Source organism: Streptomyces sp. NPDC016309, assembly GCF_043077235.1.
GTDB lineage: Bacteria > Actinomycetota > Actinomycetes > Streptomycetales > Streptomycetaceae > Streptomyces.
The window spans coordinates 1-19,989 of record NZ_JBIBSG010000001.1 but is presented as its reverse complement, the minus strand read 5'-3'; the positions used below and the strand labels follow the sequence as shown (position 1 = coordinate 19,989).

The following is a 19,989-nucleotide window of genomic DNA, read 5'->3' as shown; positions in this document are numbered from 1 at the left end:
TCGATGGTATGAGGACAAGGCCGCTCACCCTCCTGTCGGTCCTGTCGGCGCTCGCGGGGCTGGCAGTGGCGCTGCTCCTCGCCCTGGCGCCCGGCGCCGGGGCCAAGGCCACGGGGCTCCAGGACGCGGCCGCCGCCCTGAAGCAGGGCCCGGTGTACGTCCATCCCGACGCCAGGGGCCAGATGTCCGCCGCCGAGGCCGACGCCCTGGCGGACAAGATCCGCGACGCGGACAAACCGGTGTTCGTGGCCGTCCTGCCCGCCACGGCGGAGTTCCCGCAACAGGGCCTCCTCCAGAACCTGCGCACCCAGACCGGCATCACCGGCCTGTACGGCGTACGCCTCGGCGACCGGTTCGCCGCCGGCGCGGACCGGGCGGTGATGTCGGACCAGGCCGTCCAGAACGTCGTCCAGTCCGTCCGCCAGCCCGGCGTGGACACCGTCACCGAGCTGAACAACTTCGTCGACCAGGCCCTCCCGCAGGTCCGCGGCGACGCCCCGTCGAGCTGGTCCGGCGTCCCCGGTGAGCGCGCCCCCGTCGCCGGACTGATCGCGATCGGCGCACTGGCCGCGGCCGGCGGCGCCACTGCCCTCACCGTCACCCGCCGGCGGCGCCGGCAGGCGGAGCGGCAGGAGCGGGAAGCCCTGGACAAGCTCCGGGTCGTCGTCGACGAGGACATCACCGCCTACGGCGAGGAACTCGACCGGCTGGACTTCCACCCGGCCGAGAAGGGCGCCGACGACGCCATGCGCGCCGACTACGAACGCGCCCTCGACTCGTACGACAGGGCGAAGTCACTGATGGGCCAGGCCCGGCACCCCCACGACGTACGGGGCGTGACCGAGGCCCTCGAGGACGGCCGCTACGCCCTGGCCGTCCTCACCGCCCGCCGCGAGGGCCGCCCGCTTCCCGAGCGGCGGGCACCCTGCTTCTTCGACCCGCGCCACGGCCCGGCCGCCACCGAGGCGGAGTGGGCGCCGGCCGGCGGCGCGGTGCGCGAGGTGCCGGTCTGCGCGGCCGACGCGGCACGCCTGGCGGAGGGTGAGGACCCGATGGCCCGCACGGTCGACACCGTGGACGGCCGCCGCCCCTACTGGGAGGCGGGACCCGCGTACGGCCCGTGGGCCGGCGGGTACTACGGCGGTGGCCTCCTGCCCGGCCTGCTGATGGGCACCATGCTCGGCTCGATGCTCTCCTCCCCCGCGTACGCGGGGGAGTACGGCGGCGGGTACGAGGGCGGCGACTTCTCCGGCGGCGACTTCAACGCCTCGGACTTCGGCGGCGGCGGAGGCTTCGGCGGCGGCGACTTCGGTGGCGGCGGCGACTTCGGCGGCGGCGGGTTCTGACGCGCCGCGCGCTCCGTCAGGTCACGCGGGCCTCACCCGTCCGAGCAGCGCGCCACCGGCGATCCGGGCGGGCAGGCACAGGGTCTGGCCGTGCACGGCGAACAGCTCGTCACGGGAGGAGAACCGGCCCAGGTCCCGCCGGAGCATCGCCGACAGGTCGTACGAGGCGCAGCCGTCGGCGCCGCACACGGAGCCGTCCCAGTCCACGGCGGTGGACGACAGGGCCTCGAACAGGGTCTGCGGCCCGCTGTTGGTGAATCCCCGCGGATCGCGGGCCCCCAGCTCGTCGAGCGGCCCGTACAGCTCCGACACGTTCACCCAGGCCCCGTCGAGGCGGAACTCCGGCCACGCCAGGACGACCGCGTCCGGCACGAGCGGGCGCAGCCGCGGGAAGCGCGGGTACCAGAACGTGCCGTCCACCAGCAGCCCGCGCACCCGGGTGGGCACACCGGCCGCCCGGGCCACCGCCTCCAGGACGGCCAGCCGCTGACTGCACGACCCCCGGCCCCTGGCCAGGGTGCGGGAAGCGGGCCGGGTGTCGTCCATCGCGTACACGGGCCGGACCCGCTCGCCGATCAGCCGGTGCGCGGCGAGCAGCACGGGGCGTTGCCCACTACCGGCCGCGGCGCCCCGCGCGTCCTCCAGCAGCCGCCGGATCCCGGCGTGCCGCCAGTCCAGGATGCGCGTCGCCGCCACCGACCCGCGGGCCCCGGCCCCGTCCCCGGGCGCCGGCGACCGGCGCTTCCACCACGGAGTCAGCACGGCGCTCGTCATGAGCGGATGCTAAGGCACCGCATAATCGCGGGATGCGCCCGCCCACCCGCCCGCCCGCCCCCACCGGTCCCCTGGGCAGGGACCGGCTCCCCTCCCTCACCGGCCTCCGGTTCTGGGCCGCCCTGCTGGTGGTGCTCTACCACCTGTCCCGGCAGGCCGGTGAGCTGCCCGGCATCAGCGAGGCGGCGTGGTACGGGCGCAGCGGGGTGACGTTCTTCTTCGTGCTGTCCGGCTTCGTCCTGGCCTGGACGTACGACGGCAAGCGCGTCCCCGCGCCGGTCTTCCTGTGGCGCCGCTTCGCCCGGATCTGGCCGCTGCTCGCCGCCACGACCGCGCTGTCGGTGGGCGCCTGGCTCACCCTCGGCCAGGACGTGCCGGCGAAGGCGGTGGCCGCGTCCCTGCTGCTGGTCCAGGCCTGGGCGCCCGACCCGGTCGTCCTCCGCGGCGGCAATCCGGCGGCCTGGTCGCTCAGCGACGAGGCGTGGTTCTACCTGCTCTTCCCGCTGCTGATGACCCTCCCCGCCGTGCGCTCCGGGCGCGGCCGTCGCCGGACCGCTGCCGCGGCGTGCGCGGGCGCGGTCCTGCTGTGGCCGGCCGGCGCGCTGATCGCCGACGCCGCCACCCGCACCTGGGCGCTGGACTACCTGCCCCCGACCCGGACCTTCCAGTTCCTTCTGGGCGTGGTGACCGGGCTCGCGGTGGCCCGCGGGTGGCGGCCCCCGGTCGGGCTGTGGCCGGCGGTGGCACTGGTGCTCGGCTGGCACCTGGCGCTGGTGCCCTGGTCGGCCGCCGTGCCGGATGCCCTCTGGTACAGCCCGTACTCCGCCTCCCAGTTGCTGGCCACCCCGCTCTTCGCCCTCCTGGTCGCCGCCGCCGCCCGCGCCGACCTCGACGGCCGCCGCACCGGCCTCGGCGGCACCTGGTCGCTACGGCTCGGCCACTGGTCGTACGCCTGGTACCTGATCCACGAGATCGCCATCCGCCTCTGGCTGGGGTACGCCGGGAAGCCCGACGGCCCGACCGCCACGGCAGCGGTCTGGTCGCTCGTCCTGGCCGTCAGCCTCACGGCGTCGGCCTGCGCCTACCACTGGGTGGAACACCCTCTGGAACGGCGGCTGCGCGCACTGGGGCCGGGTGCGGGATCCCCCACACCCGGCCCCGCCGCACGGCCCCGGATCAGCGGCCGTCGGTGACGACCTGGTTGGCCGGCAGCCAGTGGCCGGTCAGTTCGCCGGCCGCGATACGGCACATCGCCCGGCCGTTGACGATCGCGCGGCGGTCGAACGTGAAGCTCTGCTGCTCCGCCGACTTGAGCGTCCGGGTGGTCCCCGCCGCGTTGGTCCCGAAGTCATAGGCGGTGACCTCACGGCCCGCCGGGATCGTCAGCGTGCGCTGGACGCGGTAGGTGAAGGGCTGGTGCTCCCCGCGCAGGAAGACGTTGGGCCAGGACTCGCCGATCCACATGCCCTTGTACGCACCGGCGCTGATCCGGTACCAGATGCCCGCGCCGATGATGCGGCGACGCTTGTCCACCGGGGCCTGGGTGGCCTTGGCGAACGTGACCTTCTTGGTGCCGAGGATCTTGTCGAACCCGGTGCCGGCCTTCTCGTTCTCGTAGTACTCGCCGGTGTCTTCCTTGGTGCCGTTGGCGAGCGTCACGACCTTCGTGTCCACCCGGTAGAGGGTGTGCGTGCCCTTGCCGATGGCGATCGACGAGCCGGGCTTCACGCCGGACGGCGGGACGTCGTCCGTCAGCTGGTCGAGCTGGTTGGCGAAGACCACGCTGTTGGTGTGCCAGTGGAGCTGCATCCACAGCGTGATGTGGTGGTGGTGGTACGTGGGGGCCGGGATGCGGTGCGTCTGGCAGTAGTACGAGAACTTCTTCTCGTTGCGCAGCAGCGGGAAGTACCGGGCGATGGTCGAGCAGGCGCCGTCGTAGAGCTGGGCCGCCAGCTCGTTGCCGGTGAGCTGGAAGTAGTCCCACAGGCCGAACATCGCGAAGATCATGCCGTTGTAGGTGTAGTCACCCGTGCCCGGCGTCTTGAACGGGTACTCCTGGATCCACAGGTAGCCGGCCCGGTCCTTGTTCACGACCCACGGGTAGGCGTTGTCGGCCCGCAGCAGCGAGGCGAAGGCTCCGCCCGCGGCCGTCGTGTAGAGCGTGCGCTCCTGCTCGGTGACGCCGTCGAGCTGCGCGAGCTGGGCGAAGAGGCTGATCGCCTCGCCCTGAGCCATGCCGGAATACCAGGGGGCCTTGTAGGCGACCCCGCTGTGCTCGGCGTGGGTGTAGTCCCACGGATAGGGGAAGTACCAGGCCCCGCGCGTCTCGACGCGCTTGGTGATCAGGCGGTTCGCCTGGTCCTTGGCGCGCTTGAGGAACAGGGCCTTGCGGGTGGGGTCCTGCTCGGTGCGGTAGCTGGCTATGCAGCCGAGACCGAACTGGATCTGGCCCACCGGGTGGTCGTAGCCCACTCCGCCCGGCTTGGTGCTGCCGGGAGCGGGCTTGTAGTACATGTACACACCCTGGGAGTTCAGGTGGTACACCGACGACGCGGGCGGAGTCACGTTCGCCCAGGCCGTCGGACGGTTGCGCCACGGGCGCAGGGACTCCGGGAGGTCCTTGACGATCGTGTAGCCGTTCCTCTTGAACTCGAACGGCAGGGTGGTCGGTATGTCCTTCTCGACCGCCCGGGGGTCCGGCTTGCCGTCCGCGTACGGGATGCGGCGCGGCGAGCTCGGTATGGAGGCGGTGCCGTCGTCGAGGGGGTCCGGCAGCGGCGGCAGCGGTATCTCGTAGGCGCCGCCGCTTCCGCCGGGCAGGCTCAGTGCGAGCGAGCGGGGCATGTTGGCGAACGGGTCCGGCGTCGGGTTGTCGAAGACCCCCGTGGCCATCGCGGTGAAGGTACCGCCCCCCACGGCGGCCACACCGGCGGCCGTACCACCGGCCAGACGTATGAACCGTCTGCGGCCGACGGCGGCGCGCCTCTTCCCTGACATGACTGAGTACCCCCCAAGGGCATGAACGATGGTGAATGTGGATCGTATGTGAAAGGTGGAAAGATCCCATAGTCGGTTCGGCCTCACACAAACAAGCTGGCCGAAAGCCGATCTGACGGCCCGTCCGGGCCGTCCCCGGGTGTGTCAGGAGCCGGTTCCATCGGCGGTGACGCTCGTTGCGGCCACCCAGTAACCGGTCAGAGCGCCCGCGGCGATCCGGTACATCGGGCGTCCGTTGACGATGGCGCGGCGGTCGGCCGGGGCGTTGGACGGGGTCGCGAAGGAAACCGTCTTGATGCTCGCCGCCGTGCCGTCCTCCGTGAAGCGGTAGACATCGACGTCCTGGCCACCGCCGGGGAAGGTGAGCGTGCGCTGCGGCCGGTACGCGGTCGCCAGGTACTCGCCCCGGAGGAACGAGGTCGGCCACACCTCGCCGACCCACCATCCGGTGTAGGCGCCGGCGCTGATGCGGTAGTAGATGCCACGCCCCTGGATGCGGCGCCGCATGGACGCGGCCGCCTGCGTCGCCCGGTCGAAGGTGACCTTCTTCACCTCCAGCTGTGCGTCTTCTTTCGCTTTGTCCCAGCCCCCGTCCGCCTTCGTGTCCAGCCGGTACAGGGTGTGGGTGCCGGCCGCGAAGGCGACCGTGGACCCCTCACGCAGGAAGGGCGAGGGGAAGTCGTCGGTGAGCACGTCGGTGTGGTGGGCGAAATCGGGGCTGCCGGTCTGCCAGTGCAGCTGACGGAACAGGTTGATGTGGTGCTGGTGGTACGTCGGCGCCGGTATCCGGTGCGTCTGGCAGTAGTAGGAGTGCCAGCGCACGTTGCGCAGCAGCGGGAAGTACCGCGCGATGGTGGTCGCCGAGCCGTCGTACAGCGCCAAGGCCAGGTCGTTGCCGGTGGCCGCGTAGTAGTCCCACAGGCCGAACATGGCGAAGACCATGCCGTTGTACGTGAAGTCACCCGTCCCGGGCTGTGCGCCGGGGTACTCCTGGATCCACAGGTACCCGGAGGGGTCCTTGTGCACCGCCCACGGGTACCCGTCGTCCCCGCGCAGCAGTGACGCGAAGGCGGCGTCGGCCGCCTGCCGGTACAGGCCCCGCTCCTCCTCGGTGACGGTGCCGGTGTCGAACTGTGAGAGCTGGATGAACAGGCTGATGGCCTCGCCCTGCGCCATGCCCGAGTACCAGGGTGCCTGGTAACTGACGCCGGTGTGGGTCTCGTGCGTGTAGTCGAACGGGTACGGGAAGTACCACGCCCCGCGGGCCTCGACCCGCCGGTCGATCAGCCGCTTGGCCTGGGCCTTCGCCCGGGTGAGGAACAGCGCCTTGCGGTCGGCGTCGGTCTCGGTGCGGTAGCTGGTGAGGCAGCCGAGCGCGAACTGGATCTGCGTCACGGGCTGGTCGTATCCGGGCCGGCCGAACCCCTCGCGCACCTGCACGACACCCTCGGCGTCGAGGAACTGCTTCTCGGTGTCGGGAGTGATGTCCTCCCAACGCTTCGGCCGGTCACGCCACGGCCGCAGGGCCTCCGGGAGGTCCGTGACGATCCGGTACCCCGCCCGGTTGAACACGAACGGCAGCGTGGTGGGTACGTCCTCGCCCGCCACCCGAGCCGAGGGCTTGCCCTGTGCGTACGGGATACGGCGGCTCGGCCGCGAGATCCGGGCCCCGTCCATCTGGTCGGGCAGCGGCGGGAGCGGGGCGTCACCGTTCACCCGGCGCGGCACGCTCAGCGCCAGGGAACGCGGCATGCCGCGCAGCGGATCAGGTCCGGGGAGCGGCGCGGCGACCGCGGTCGCCGCGCTCCCGACGAACGTCCCCCCGGCGGCGACGGCCGCACCCGCTATGGCCCCCTTGGCGGCCAGACGTATGAGACCTCGGCGGTCCATGGAGCGGTACTCGGACATGACGATGTCGCCCTCGCTTCTTCGGAGTGGGTACACGACGAGGCAGGGCCCGCCGATGGGCGGGCCCTGCCTCGACTGTCAGTTGGAGGAGCTGAGGACCTCGGTGGCGCCGAACGACCGGGCGCCGGCGTGGTGCACGCTCGCGCGTGACGAACTCGGTCTCACGGGAAGGGCACCCCTCTTGCATGCCGTCCGGCTGCTCTCCATGGACGGTGGCGGTCATCAGCCCCGACAGCCTAGGGGCGCACGTCGCGCACTTGAGCGATTTGTAGCCAGCGCCCGCATCGGGGGCGGGGGAGCGGAGCCTTGGCGAGGTCGTGTCGAGGCTTCGTAGAGTGACGGTATGTCACGAACGTTCGAAGAGCTCATCGCCGAGGCCGAGGCGGTCGACGTCTCCGGGTGGGACTTCTTCTGGCTGGAGGGCCGGGCGACGGAGGAGCGTCCCTCGTGGGGGTACCAGCGCCTGATGGGGGAGCGGCTGGCCCGGGCGTCGGCCGGTCTGGACGTCCAGACGGGCTGCGGCGAGGTGCTGGCGGGTGCGGGGACGTACCCGCCGGTCATGGTGGCGACCGAGTCGTGGCCGCCGAACGTCGCCAAGGCCACCGGGCTGCTGCACCCGCGCGGGGTGGTCGTGGTCGCGGATCCGGACGAGCCGCCGCTGCCGTTCGCGGACGGGGCGTTCGACCTGGTCACCAGCCGTCATCCGGCCACGGTGTGGTGGGGCGAGATCGCCCGGGTGCTGCGGCCGGGCGGGACGTACTTCGCGCAGCACGTCGGGCCGGAGACGGTCTTCGAGCTGATCGAGTTCTTCCTGGGGCCGCTCTCCGCCGAGGTACGCAGGCTGCGGCACCCGGACGAGGAGACGGCGGAGGCGCGCGCGGCGGGGCTGGAGGTCGTGGACGTCCGCATGGAGCGGCTGCGGATGGAGTTCTTCGACATCGGCGCGGTCGTCCACTTCCTGCGGAAGGTGATCTGGACCGTGCCGGGGTTCACCGTGGGGGAGTACCGGGAACGACTGAGGGACCTGCACGACCTCATGGAGGCCGAAGGTCCCTTCGTCGCTCATTCGTGCCGGACCCTCATCGAGGCCCGTAAGCCGCGGTGAGCCGTCACTCGGCGGTCTTGATCGCGGAGATCTCGAACGTCAGCTTGATCTTGTCGCTGACCAGGACGCCACCGGTCTCCAGCGCGGCGTTCCAGGTCAGGCCCCACTCGGAACGCAGCAGCTCCGCCTTGCCCTCGAAGCCGACGCGCTCGTTGCCGAAGGGGTCCTTGGCGGCGCCGTTGAACTCCAGGTCGATGGTGATCGGCTTGGTGACGCCCTTGATCGTCAGGTCGCCGGTGATGCGGTAGTCCGTGCCGCCCAGCGCCTCGGCGCTCGTGGAGCGGAACGTCATCAGCGGGAACCGCTCGGCGTCGAAGAAGTCGGCGCTGCGCAGGTGGCCGTCGCGGTCGGCGCTGCCGGTGTCGATGGAGGCGATCGTGACGTCGATGGAGGCGCTGGAGGCCGCGGGGTCCGAGCCGTCCAGGTCCAGGGTGCCCTCGTACTCGGTGAAGGCGCCGCGCACGTTGGTGACCATGGCGTGGCGGGCGGTGAAGCCGATGCCGCTGTGCGAGGGGTCGATGGTGTACGTACCGGTCAGGGCGGCCAGGGCCGGGTCCACGGCGGCGGAGGCGGTGGGGAGGGTGGCGGTGCTGGTGCGGCTGAAGAGACCCATGATGACGTTCTCCTTCGTGGTTGGTTTAACCTTCAACAAGTTCGACTGTAGACCCATTCCGTTCAACTTTCAACCACTCTCTCGGGTCGTCCTCGCCGGACCCCTGGCGTACGCCCGGCCCGCTCCGGCACCATCTGTCTGCTCCACCTGCACGCGCACCGTCAGCCCCGGTATCCGCAGGAGGAAACGATGAAGCTCCGCCCCGTCCTGACCGCCCTGGTCCTGCTCCTGGGAGCGCTCTTCGCCCCGGGCTTCGGCGTCGTCAGCGGCGCGACCGACGCCCACGCCGTCACCAAGATCAGCCACGCCACCGCGACCTCGATGTTCCGCTCGTCCGGGATCACCTGGTCGTCCTCGGGCGGCTGCTCGGACCGCAACAACCCCACCTGTACGTCCTTCGAGCAGCTCAACCTCGCCACCGCCCAGGGCGCCCAGACCCTCCGGAGCGCCAGCGGCTGCGCGCTCAACATCACCGGCGGCACCGAGACCGGCCACGCCGGCGGCACGTACTCGCACTGGAACGGCTACAAGCTCGACTACAGCAAGTACACGTGCATCGGCGGCTACATCAAGAACACCTTCACCTACATCGGCCTCCGGGGCGATGGCGCCCCCCAGTGGAAGTCCGGCTCCGGCAACGTCTACGCCGACGAGGGCAACCACTGGGACGTGACGTACTACAACTGCGGCGGCTGCTGACCGCCGCCGAAACGGCACTGACAGGTCATCACCGGCGTGGTTATGATGCCCGCGATGACTACCTCCTCGTACGGATTGGGGGCTTCGTTCGCTCAGGGTGAGTGCTGATGGCACATCACACCGCGAACGGACTTCCTCCCCACCTGCTGATGTGGCAGCGCGTACGCGAGTACGCCGTGCCACCGTCCATGATCGAGACCGCGACCGCCCGACGTGCGGCCGGCGACTGGGCGGGGGCCTGCGCCGCCGCCCGGATCGACGTCGACCTCGATCTGCGCGCCGTGCGCGACCGCCACGGCACCGACCTCGTCACCCGTCTCCGTGCCGACCTGCGCCGGCTGGCCCCGGACCTGCTGCGCTGGCACATGCCCCGGATCGCCCCCGACGGGCGGCTCCGGCCCGGCCTCACCGTCCCGCTGGCCCGCTACCCCGCGCGGGCCGGCGGCACGGCGCACCTGGTGGTGCGGACACCGCCCGCCCGCGCGGAGGCGGGGCAACGGATGTCCCTGGCCCTCTGGGACGGCACAGCCCCGTGCATCCCGCACCCCCATCCGCGTCCCGACCGGCGCTTCCGGCTGGACCTCCACCGGCACCTCTGGGACGCCACGCGCAGCGGCGAGCTGGCCCGGCGGTGCGGCGATCCTGCCGACGGCCCCTGGGCGGTGACGCGCTGGGCCACCGAGGCCGAGTTGCTGCTCCGGGCGGAGGGGCGCCCGCGCGGGGCCTTCACCGTGCGGCTCGGCGCGCGGAGCCGGGCCGTGTTCCACCTCGTCGCCCCCGACGAGACCCACGCCCCGACGTTCCGGCCGCTGCCCGGGGCGCTGCCCCCGCAGGTGGTGGCGGCGCTCCCCGTACTGCCGGAGGCGGCGGCCCGCGTCCTGCCGGACCTGGAGCTGCTACGGGCCGGGCTGGTCACGCCCGGGCGGCTGCACCCCCTGGTCGCCACCGCGCTGGGGAGGTCCGGACCGGCACCGGCGGGCGGCCCCGTTCCCGAGCACGATGACCCGCACCGGGTGGAGTGCCGGGGCGAGGTCCACCGGATCGCCCTGCGCGACGGCGTCCTGACCGCGGTCGACCACGCCCCGGACCAGTTGCGGCGGGAGGACCTGCTGGTGGCGCTCGGCGGACCGCCGCTGCCCTGCCTGCGGGCCATCGACGCGGTGCACCGCGACCCCGAGGCGCTGCCCGCCGTCCGCGAACGGCTCCGGCACGGGGACGTCGGCGGGGCGCTGGCCGTCGTCGAGGGGCTGCTCGGCCCCCGCGCCGTCCTGCGTGACGGCCCGCTGAGGGACGAACTGGAGTCGGCTGCCCTCCGCCGCGTCGAGCACGGGCTCTTCCGCTCGGGACCGGCCGCCGCGCCACAGGGCCACCGGCTCCGGCTCGACCGCCGTACACCCCCCGCCGTACGCCGCAAGCGCGGCACCCGGTCCCGGCCCCGTACCGCCCTGACCGACTGACGGTCCGTCCTGGCCGGCGGTCCGTCCTGACCGCCTGACCGCCTGACGATCCGCCCTGACCGCCTGACGGTGTCCGCGGACGCCTGACGGCCGGGGCGGGTGCCCGCACGCCCCACGATCCGCGGCCGGCCGGCCGCGTCCCGCGCCGCACGGCCCCATGACCTCCGGGACGAGCCGTCCCGCTCCCTCTCACACACCAGGTGATGCCCACATGACGTCCTCCGCCCAACTCTCCCTCGCCGACGACCTCCTGACCCTCCTCCGCACGACCACCACCGAGCCGCGCCCCGACGAGCAGCTCGAAGCGCTCACCGTGGCCGTCGCGGCCGACCTGCCCGTCCTCCTCTGGGGCGAGCCGGGGATCGGCAAGACCGCGGCCCTCACCCAGCTCGCCACCTCCCTCGACCTGCCCCTGACGACCGTCATCGCCAGCGTCCACGAGCCGTCCGACTTCTCCGGACTGCCCATCGTGGGCGACGACCCGGCCGTCCAGGGCGTGCCCATGGCACCACCGCAGTGGGCCGTCGAACTCGTGCGGGCCGGGCGGGGCCTGCTGTTCCTGGACGAACTGTCCACCGCCACCCCGGCCGTCCAGGCCGCGCTGCTCCGGGTCGTCCTGGAGCGGAGGGTCGGCGCGCTCCGGCTTCCCCCGGGCGTACGGATCGTGGCGGCGGCCAATCCGCGCGCGTCGGCGGCGGACGGGTGGGAGCTGAGCCCGCCGCTGGCCAACCGGTTCGTGCACCTGTACTGGGTGCACGACCGGGAGGTGGTGGTGCGCGGGCTCGGCGGTGTCTGGCCCCGGGCGGAGCTGCCCCGGCTCGACCCGGAACGGCTCCCGGAGGCGGTCGCCCTCGCCCGCCGGGCGGTCTGCGGCTTCCTGAAGGCCCGGCCCACGCTGATCCACCGGCTCCCGAGCAGCGAGACGCGGCGCGGCGGTGCCTGGCCCTCGCCCCGGAGCTGGGAGGCCGCGCTGACCCTGCTGGCCTTCGGCACGGCTGCCTCCGTCTCCCGGGAGGTGCTGGCCCTGCTGGTGAGGGGCGCCGTGGGGGACGGGCCCGGGCTCGAACTGCTCGCCCATCTGGACCGGATGGACCTGCCGGACCCGGAGTCGCTGCTGGCCGACCCGGCCGCCGCCGAACTGCCCGAGCGCGGGGACCTGCGGCAGGCCGCGCTGGAGGCGGTCGTGGCCGCCGTCGGGGCGCGGCTGGAGCGCGAGCGCTGGGAGGCGGGCTGGGCGGTGCTGGTACGGGCGCTGGAAACCGGCGCCCCCGACCTGCTGGTCGCCCCGGCGACGGCGCTCGCCGGGCTGCGGCGCGACGACTGGGAGGTGCCGGAGGCGGTGGAGCGGCTCGCCGGGGTGGTCGGCCTGGCCGAGCGCGCGGACCGGTCGGTGGGCCGGGCCACCGCGCCGGCCGGCGCCGGCGCCGGGCGTACGGCGGGAGCACGCCGATGACGGCGCCCGCGCGGCACCCGCGCCCGGGCCCCCGCCCGCTGCCCCGCCCCATGCCCCCGCCCCCGCCGCCGCGCCCGGTGCGGCCCACGATCCCCGGCCCGCCGCCCGGCAGCACCACCCCCGCCATCCCCACGACCGCCCCCGTCCCCGCCCGCGGACCTGCCACCCCCACCACCCCCACCACCCCTGGCCACCCCGGCGACCACCCCCGCGTCCGTCCCCACGACCACCCCGTACCGTCACTCGACACCGAGAAGCTGCTGGCCGCCCGGCTGCACGCGGTGAAGGTCCGCCCCTACCTGGCGGCCGCGCTCTTCGCGCTGCACGTCGTCGAGGACCGGTCGGTGGGGACGATGGCGGTCGACCCGTACTGGCGCTGCTACGTCTCACCCGCCTTCGTGGGCCGGATGCCGCTGGAGGAGCTGGCGGGCGTCTGGGTGCACGAGGTCTCCCACCTGCTGCGGGACCACCACGGGCGGGGCGAGCGGTACGCCCGCGAGCACGAGGAGTACGGACCGGGCGAGCGGCTGCGGCGGAACATCGCCGCCGACTTCGAGATCAACGACGACATCTACGGGGACGGCCTGCCCGTGCCGACCGGGGTCGTGCGCCCCTCGCTGCTCGGACTGCCCGACGGCCTGTTGATGGAGGAGTACCTGCGCCGCTCGTCGATGTCGGGGCTCGCCCCGGAGCTGGCCTGGCTGGACTGCGGCAGCGGAGCGGACGGCGGGGCCCGGCCCTGGGAGCTGGGCGCCGATGGGGCGCACGGGCTGACCCGGCAGCAGCGGGACGCGGTCCGCTTCCGGGTCGCGGAGGGCATCAGGGGCCGGCCGGGCGAGGCGCCCGAGGGGTGGCGCCGGTGGGCGGACGAGGCGTTCCACCCGCCCCAGCCGTGGCGGCGGTTGCTCGGCGCGGCGGTCCGCTCGGCGGCCGGCGCGCCGGGGGTGGGCGAGGACCACAGCTACCGGCGGCCGTCCCGCCGCTCGGCGAGCGTGCCTGGGGTGCTGCTGCCGAGCCTGCGCCGTACACCGCCCCGGGTCTGCGTCGTGATCGACACGTCCGGGTCGGTGAGCGACGCCGAGCTGGGCAGCGCGCTGCTGGAGGTGGCGGCGATCTCGCGGGCGGTGGGCGGCCGGCGCGACCTGGTCTCGGTGATCTCCTGCGACGCGGCGGCCGGGGTGGCCGTCCCCCTCTGCCGCGCCGAGAACATCGAGCTGGTCGGCGGCGGGGGCACGGACCTGCGCTCCGGGTTCGCCCGGGCCCTCCGCTCCCGTCCGCGCCCGGACGTCGTCGTCGCCCTGACGGACGGCCAGACGCCCTGGCCCTCGGCGCCGCCGCCGTGCCGTACCGTCGTCGGGCTCTTCCCCCGTCCGGCGGGCGCGGTGGACGAGACGAACCCCGCGTACGTGCCGGACACCCCGCCGTCCTGGGCGCGGGTGGTCACCATCGGCTGAGGCCCCGGGGCGTGTGGCGGGACCGTGAAGAGCGCCGGGGACCCGTCAACGGCCGTGAGCGCGGGGCCCTATGCTGCCGTGAGCATTTCAAGAACACCAGCGGAAACCAACGGGGACATGAACAAGTACACAGTGATGGCCGCCGGTCTCGTCCTGTCGCTCGGGCTCGTCACGGGCTGCTCCTCCGGCGACGGCGCCGGCGCCGGCGACGGCGACGGGCGGACCGTGGCCAAGCCCGGGGACGGCGGCGCGGCACCCAAGGGTCCGGTCTACGCCGGTCCCGCGATACCCGGGCTCGCCGCCCGGCCCGCGTGGAGCCTGCCGGCCGCCCACGCCATCGACCTCGGCGAGACGCTGCTGTTCGTCAAGGACGCCCAGGGCGCGTACGCCACGGGCGAGGGGTACAACACGGAGCCGGTCGACGGCTCGGTCGGCACCCTGCACTTCAGCAACGATCCGGAGCCGGCCACCCTGGAGTTCCGGGACGTGAGGACCGGCGCGGTGCGCACGTCCCTCAAGGTGACGACCGACCGGGTGGCCGCCACCACCTGGCACGGCGGGGTCCCGGCGGTCGCGGTGTTCGCGGGCGCCACCAAGGAGTCGGACGGCCTGAGCGCCGAGAAGACCACCACCACGGTCACGGTCTACGGGAGCGACGGCACCGAGCTCGGCAAGGCGCAGCGGGAGGGCGACACGTTCCACGTCGGCGAGGGCCACATCATCGAGCAGGAGGAGGACCAGGACGAGAGCCTGAAGCTCACACCCGTCGAGGGCGGGGCGACCCGCACGGTCACCTGCACGGGGCTGCTGGCGAGCTGCGGCTACGACCCGCGCAGCGGCGAGATCGACGGCGGCCAGGCCCACGCCCCCCTGATCACCGGGACGTACGCCTTCCACGTGGAGAACGCGTCCACCTACGAGAGCGAGCCCGAGCAGCTCGTCATGACGGAGCTCGCCACCGGCAAGAAGGTGTGGAGTTCGGCGGACGTCACCCCGCCGGCCGGTGTTGAGGTGAAGGACGGCAAGCGCACCAGCGGCGCCCTCCGGGTCCTCGACGTGCGCGACGGCAAGGTCCTCACCGCCTGGGGCGCGGGCGCCCTCTCGCCGGACACGTGGGTGACCGCGACGTACGACGTGGCGAGCGGCAAGCAGATCGGCGGGTCCTCGACGTACTCCTACGAGGACAGCCCGAACGACACCGTCAACACCGAGGGCTCCTCCGTCTTCACCCCCGACCACGCCCTCGCCGCCGCCCACACGAAGAGCGGAACCGCCGTCTGGCAGCCCGCCGACGGCAAGGAGGTGTGGGCGCAGAAGGGGGGCGAGAAGGCGATGCAGCCGCTGCGCTTCTCCCCGACCGGGGTGCTGTACGGCAGCACCAAGGAGGACGGCTTCAGCGAGACCGAATTCCTGGCGGTGGACGGCCGCACCAAGAAGGTGCTGGCGAAGAGCCTGCCGGAGGAGAACGTCCCGCTGTTCACGGAGAAGACCGGGTACGGCTACCTCAGCACCGAGAAGGGCTTCTTCGTGTTCCCCTCCCAGGGCTGAGCACCCGAAGCACCCGTACCACCGCGGCCACTCCCACCCCCACCGCCCCCGTACCGCCCGCGACATGGAGAAGCCGGAGAGGCCCGCCCGGGATGCGGGCCCCTCCGGCCGTTGTGGACCGCACGCGCCGCCATGCCTCCTCCGGCCGTGCGGGGGAGGGCGTCAGCCCACCGTCAGGGTGAACCGGCGCGGGTTGCCGTCGTGGGCGGCGCCGGAGACGTCCGGCCGGCCGTCCGGACGGACGTCGTCGTACGGGAAGGCGTACCCGATCGGCGTGTTGGCGTGGACCACCCGGGAGAAGTGGTTGGTGGACGGGTCGCGGTAGTAGTCGGAGGGCGCCGGGCCGTTCGGCTGGTCGGGGTGGGTGAGGAGGGTCGTCCGGTTGAAGCCGGCGGCGAGGCGGGCGAGCAGCGCCTTGCGGTCGTCGGAGTCGTGGGGGTTGTTGGCGAAGGGCCCGTGGTTGCAGGTGAAGACGTCCTTGGAGGTGGGGCGGGTGAAGCTGTGGCCGCCGGTGAAGGTGAGGACGTCGCCGTCGACCCGGCCCACCCGGACCCCGCGCCCGCCCTGGAGGTCGATGCGCAGGTCGGTGGTGCGGTACTTCTGCCAGACACGGTCGATGTAGCCGGTGAACGCCGTACGGAAGGGCATCCGGTCGGGGCGGTCGAAGTACGGCGCCATGAGGTTCTGCGGGGAGATCACCCGCAGCACCGAACCGTTCGGGGCGCGGACGACCAGCTTGTCCCACGGCTGGCCGTCCCGCGCGGCCTGGGCGACGAGCCCGTCCGCGATCCGCTGGAGGGCGCCGGCCGGCAGCGGGGCGACGGTGTGGGTGGCGTCGCCGGTGAGCGTGAGGCCGATGGGCAGGGCGGTCACCAGGTCGACGTAGCTGATGTTGGCGTACAACTGCTGCGGGTTGAAGGTGAATTCGGCGAACGACCAGATCCGGCCGTAGTTGGGATCGGCGGAGGTGGCGAAGGCGGGTTCGACCAGGGCGGGGCCGGGGTTGAGGAAGAAGTCGAGCGTGTTGTCCCGGACGAAGTAGACCCGGGCGCCGTACATCTGGGGAAGCGTCAGGACGACCGGGCCGGCGCCCGCCGGGCGCAGCGGTATCGCGCAGTCGACGGGCAGGGGGGTCATCGGGGCGCCGGGGGAGTCCGGGCGGTAGACGCCGCCGCCCGGGCGCAGCAGCACCCAGCGCCCGGTGCCCTGCTCGTGTCCGGTGACGTAGGCGCGGACGGTGCCGGGCAGAGACCGGTTCTCCAGGGCGAGTTCGCAGGTCGCGGGTGCGGCGGAGGCGGTCGTCGCGCCGCGCGGCCCGAGGGCGGTGGCCGTGGCGGCGGCCGCCGCACCGGTGAGGAGGGCGCGCCGGGAGAGCGTGCGGGGGGAGGCGTGTGACGCCATGGTGCACTCCTGGGGAGTGGGGGGTGGGGTGCCGCTCACTCTGGCGCTGCCCGAAAGTGACGTCAAGACATAGGAGTGAGAGCGCTCTCAGTTTGTGTGTTCCTTCAGAACGTGACGGTGTGCAGGGCCACTTGGACAACCGCGGCGGTGTTGTTGGACCGGAATCGCCGTGCTCGGCCCGTGCCGTTGACGACATCGCCGGCCGACCGGTACGTCAGGTGGGGTGACATCGAGCCGCTTCCCCGCCCGCGGCCCCGGACGCCTCCGTACAGGTGACGGCGACCGGGTCGGTACCGCGGTCGCGGGCGGCGCCGGGCACGCTGGGGGCGGTCCACCGGGCGGCGGCGCGGGCCGCCGGGCGGTGCGGCCCACCCGGGCGGCGGCGCGGCCCCCAGGACGCCGGAGCGGCCGCCCGGGCGTCCAGGCGGGCGGGCGGCCGGTCATCCGGCCGTCCGGGTCGTGCTCACCGCAAGGTTCCGTCGCCGAGCCTCCAGGAGGCCCCCGTGCCCACCCCGCCCACCCCGCCCCCGCCCCACCGGTCCCGCCGCGCCTTCCTCGCCTCCACCTCCACCGCGGCCCTGGCGATCGCCGCGGCCTCCACCGCAGCCCTGGGAACCGCCGTGCCCGCCCACGCCTCGCCGGCCGCGGACGACTTCGACACGCTGCGGCTCCGCTGGGCCGCCCTCCAGCTCGGCACCGGCTACGACCCGGCCGCCGAACCGTACGCCTCCCGCCTCGCCGGGACCGGCGACCTCGCCGCCCGGTACCGCGCCACCATGGCCCCCACCGCCACCTCCCTGTGGCCCGGGTACTCCTTCGACCCGCCCTCCGGGATCACCCAGAGCTACCACCGCCTGTGGACCATGACCCAGGCGTACGCCCAGCCGGGCACCGGCCACACCGGCGACCCCGGCCTCCTCGCCGACGTGCTGCGCGGCCTCGACCACCTCTCCGAGCGGATCTACCACCCCGGAACCATCCGCTACGGCAACTGGTGGGAATGGCAGATCGGCAGCCCCCGCCTCCTCATGGACATCGTCGCCACCCTCCACGACGCCGTCGGCCCGGCACGCGTCCAGGCCGCCTGCGCCGCCGTGGACCACTTCGTCCCCGACACGGTGCTCGGCGACTACAGCGGCACCTCCACCGGAGCCAACCGCGTCGACCTGTGCCGGTCGGTCGCGCTGCGCGGCGTCCTCGGCAGGGCACCGGCCAAGCTCGCGCTCGCCCGCGACGCCCTCTCGCCGGTCTTCCCGTACGTCACCCGGGGCGACGGGCTCCACGCCGACGGGTCGTTCGTCCAGCACACCTGGGTCGCCTACTCCGGTACGTACGGACAGGTCCTGCTGGACGGGCTCGGCCGCCTGTTCGCCCTCCTCGCGGGCTCGCCCTGGGAGGTCACCGACCCCAACCGGAGGATCGTCCTCGACAGCGTCGAGCGGGCCTTCGCGCCCCTCGTCCGCAACGGCCTGATGATGGACAGCGTCAGCGGCCGTGCCATCAGCCGGGGCATCCTCCGCAACGACCCGCTCGGGACCCTGCGCGGCGACCACTTCCACGGCCAGGGGATCATCGCCGCCATCGCCCTCCTCGCGGGCGGCGCCCCGCCCGCCGAGCGCGACCGGTGGCACGCGCGCGTGAAGGGCTGGATCGAGCGGGACACCGTCAGCCCGGTCCTCACCGCCTCCCAGTACGGCGTCGCCGACCTCGCCCGGCTGCACGCGGTCGCCGCCTCGCCCGTCCCCGCCGCGCCCGAACCGGTCGGCCACACCCTCTTCGCCGCCATGGACCGGGCCGTGCACCGCCGCCCCGGCTGGGCGGCGAACATCGCCATGGCGTCGGACCGCATCGCCCACTACGAGTGCGGCAACGGCGAGAACCCGCGGGGCTGGCACACGGGCGCCGGGATGCTCTACTGGTGGGGGCCGGGACCCCGGGGCGACGCCCAGTACACCGACTGGTTCTGGCCCACCGTCGACCCCTACCGGCTGCCCGGCACGACCGTGTCCACCACGCGGCTCCCGGACCGGGCGGGCGGCGAATGGGGCGAGCCGAAACCCGCCGTGCGGTGGGTCGGGGGAGTGACGGACGGCGAGTTCGCCGCCGTGGGCCAGCACCTGAAGGGCCTCGGCTCCACCCTGGAGGCCCGCAAGTCCTGGTTCTGCGCCGCCGACACGGTCATCTGCCTCGGCGCCGGGATCCGCTGCGCGGACGGCGTCCCGGTCGAGACGGTCGTCGACAACCGGAACCTGGGGGAGGCGGGCGACGAGCCGTTCACCACCGGGACGGGCGGGCGCTGGGCGCACCTGGAGGGGCACGGGGGCTGGGTCTTCCCGGGCGGTACGGACCGGCTGCGCACCCTGGAGGAGGACCGCACCGGGGCCTGGCGCGACATCAACGCCACGTCCACCACCGAGCGCCGCACCCGCCGGTACCGGACGCTCTGGCTCGACCACGGCACCGACCCGGTGGACGCCTCGTACGCGTACCTCCTGATGCCGGGCGCCGCGCGGCGGACCGTCGCGGCCCGGGCGTACGACCCCCACTGGCTGGAGGTCCTCGACAACACCGCCGCCCGCCAGGCCGTCACCGTGCCCTCGCTCGGGCTGACCGCCGCGAACTTCTGGCAGCCCGGTACGGTGGGGCCGCTCACCGCGACCGCCCCGGCGAGCGTCCTCGTCCGCCGGCGGGGCCGCGAGGTGACGGTCCGAGTGAGCGAGCCGCCGCGCACCGGACTCCCCCTGGACCTCACCTGGCACCACCCGGTCCGTCGCGTCACCGCCCATGACCCCTCCGTCGAGGTGCTCGCGACGGGCCGCGCGCTCCGGCTGCGTATCACCCCCGGCACCGCGTGCGCCGGACACGGCTGCACGGTGATCATCTGATCCGTTTGTAGAATGTCCACAACGCGCGGGCTGTTCGGCTGGCAGTTCGACTGCACCGGGGAACGGTTCTGTCCAGGGCTCACAGCAGATGGGTCGGGAGACTGTACAGAGTCGACGGCGGGTTTTCCTTGGTCGACTTCGTAGGGTCGATGCATGACCGTTGTGGACGAAACCCAGGGCGAGCCGACCGATGCCCGTGGGCGTGTGGCCGAGCTGCACGCCCTGCGCGAGGAAGCCCTGCGTGGCCCGAGTGACCGGGCGACGGAGGCGCAGCACGCCAAGGGCAAGCTGACCGCTCGTGAGCGGATCGAGCTGTTGCTGGACGCGGGCTCGTTCCAGGAGGTCGAGC

At 73.5% G+C, this 19,989-nt stretch carries 15 protein-coding genes; 10 read left to right on the top strand and 5 right to left on the bottom strand.

Features of this window, described 5'->3' with window-relative positions; translation table 11 throughout:
- The first annotated feature begins 8 nt into the window (after window positions 1-8).
- Window positions 9-1,346 carry a hypothetical protein gene (locus ACF068_RS00075; protein WP_392271852.1) on the top strand — a complete coding sequence of 446 codons (1,338 nt, stop codon included), beginning with the start codon at window positions 9-11 and terminating at the stop codon, window positions 1,344-1,346.
- A gap of 21 nt (window positions 1,347-1,367) precedes the next feature.
- Here ACF068_RS00075 and ACF068_RS00070 read toward each other — a convergent pair whose 3' ends face one another.
- Complete coding sequence (locus ACF068_RS00070; RefSeq protein ID WP_392271851.1) at window positions 1,368-2,120, bottom strand: transglutaminase domain-containing protein; 753 nt, start codon at window positions 2,118-2,120, stop codon at window positions 1,368-1,370.
- Between the two features lie 32 nt (window positions 2,121-2,152).
- Here ACF068_RS00070 and ACF068_RS00065 point away from each other — a divergent pair, with 32 nt between their 5' ends.
- Window positions 2,153-3,313, top strand: coding sequence for an acyltransferase family protein (locus tag ACF068_RS00065; RefSeq protein ID WP_392271850.1), 1,161 nt, complete (start codon window positions 2,153-2,155; stop codon window positions 3,311-3,313).
- On the opposite strand, the gene ACF068_RS00060 is transcribed toward ACF068_RS00065, so the two are convergent.
- Window positions 3,297-5,012, bottom strand: a complete 1,716-nt coding sequence (locus ACF068_RS00060; protein WP_392271849.1) for a D-glucuronyl C5-epimerase family protein — start codon at window positions 5,010-5,012, stop codon at window positions 3,297-3,299. The two genes, ACF068_RS00065 and ACF068_RS00060, sit on opposite strands and share 17 nt — an antisense overlap.
- A 249-nt stretch (window positions 5,013-5,261) precedes the next feature.
- Entirely contained in the window at window positions 5,262-7,025 is a 1,764-nt protein-coding gene (locus ACF068_RS00055) for a D-glucuronyl C5-epimerase family protein (protein WP_392271848.1), read from the bottom strand.
- 343 nt (window positions 7,026-7,368) lie between these two features.
- Between ACF068_RS00055 and ACF068_RS00050 the strand changes: the two genes are divergently transcribed.
- Entirely contained in the window at window positions 7,369-8,130 is a 762-nt protein-coding gene (locus ACF068_RS00050; protein WP_392271847.1) for a class I SAM-dependent methyltransferase, read from the top strand.
- A 4-nt stretch (window positions 8,131-8,134) separates the two neighbouring features.
- Here the strand turns inward: ACF068_RS00050 and ACF068_RS00045 are convergent, their stop codons facing one another.
- Window positions 8,135-8,743 (bottom strand): YceI family protein, encoded by a 609-nt coding sequence (locus tag ACF068_RS00045; protein ID WP_392271846.1) that lies wholly within the window; start codon window positions 8,741-8,743, stop codon window positions 8,135-8,137.
- Window positions 8,744-8,932: 189 nt separating this feature from the next.
- Between ACF068_RS00045 and ACF068_RS00040 the strand changes: the two genes are divergently transcribed.
- The 5 genes from ACF068_RS00040 (at window position 8,933) to ACF068_RS00020 (ending at window position 15,354) form a co-directional block, all read left to right on the top strand.
- Entirely contained in the window at window positions 8,933-9,442 is a 510-nt protein-coding gene (locus ACF068_RS00040; RefSeq protein ID WP_392271845.1) for a hypothetical protein, read from the top strand.
- A 107-nt stretch (window positions 9,443-9,549) separates the two neighbouring features.
- Window positions 9,550-10,899, top strand: a complete 1,350-nt coding sequence (locus ACF068_RS00035; protein ID WP_392271844.1) for a hypothetical protein — start codon at window positions 9,550-9,552, stop codon at window positions 10,897-10,899.
- A gap of 157 nt (window positions 10,900-11,056) precedes the next feature.
- Window positions 11,057-12,352, top strand: a complete 1,296-nt coding sequence (locus tag ACF068_RS00030) for an AAA family ATPase (RefSeq protein ID WP_392271843.1) — start codon at window positions 11,057-11,059, stop codon at window positions 12,350-12,352.
- The gene (locus tag ACF068_RS00025; RefSeq protein WP_392271842.1) at window positions 12,349-13,806 is read left to right on the top strand and encodes a VWA-like domain-containing protein; all 1,458 of its coding nucleotides are present in this window, start codon (window positions 12,349-12,351) and stop codon (window positions 13,804-13,806) included. Before ACF068_RS00030 ends, ACF068_RS00025 begins: the two co-directional genes overlap by 4 nt.
- Before the next feature lie 117 nt (window positions 13,807-13,923).
- Window positions 13,924-15,354: a hypothetical protein gene (locus tag ACF068_RS00020; RefSeq protein ID WP_392271841.1), complete on the top strand. Its 1,431-nt coding sequence runs from the start codon at window positions 13,924-13,926 to the stop codon at window positions 15,352-15,354.
- Between the two features lie 162 nt (window positions 15,355-15,516).
- On the opposite strand, the gene ACF068_RS00015 is transcribed toward ACF068_RS00020, so the two are convergent.
- Window positions 15,517-16,755 (bottom strand): glycoside hydrolase family 64 protein, encoded by a 1,239-nt coding sequence (locus tag ACF068_RS00015; protein WP_392271840.1) that lies wholly within the window; start codon window positions 16,753-16,755, stop codon window positions 15,517-15,519.
- 503 nt (window positions 16,756-17,258) lie between these two features.
- Here ACF068_RS00015 and ACF068_RS00010 point away from each other — a divergent pair.
- Entirely contained in the window at window positions 17,259-19,640 is a 2,382-nt protein-coding gene (locus tag ACF068_RS00010; protein ID WP_392271839.1) for a polysaccharide lyase 8 family protein, read from the top strand.
- A 153-nt stretch (window positions 19,641-19,793) separates the two neighbouring features.
- On the top strand, window positions 19,794-19,989 hold a 196-nt coding region (locus tag ACF068_RS00005), incomplete at its 3' end, for a carboxyl transferase domain-containing protein (RefSeq protein WP_392271838.1).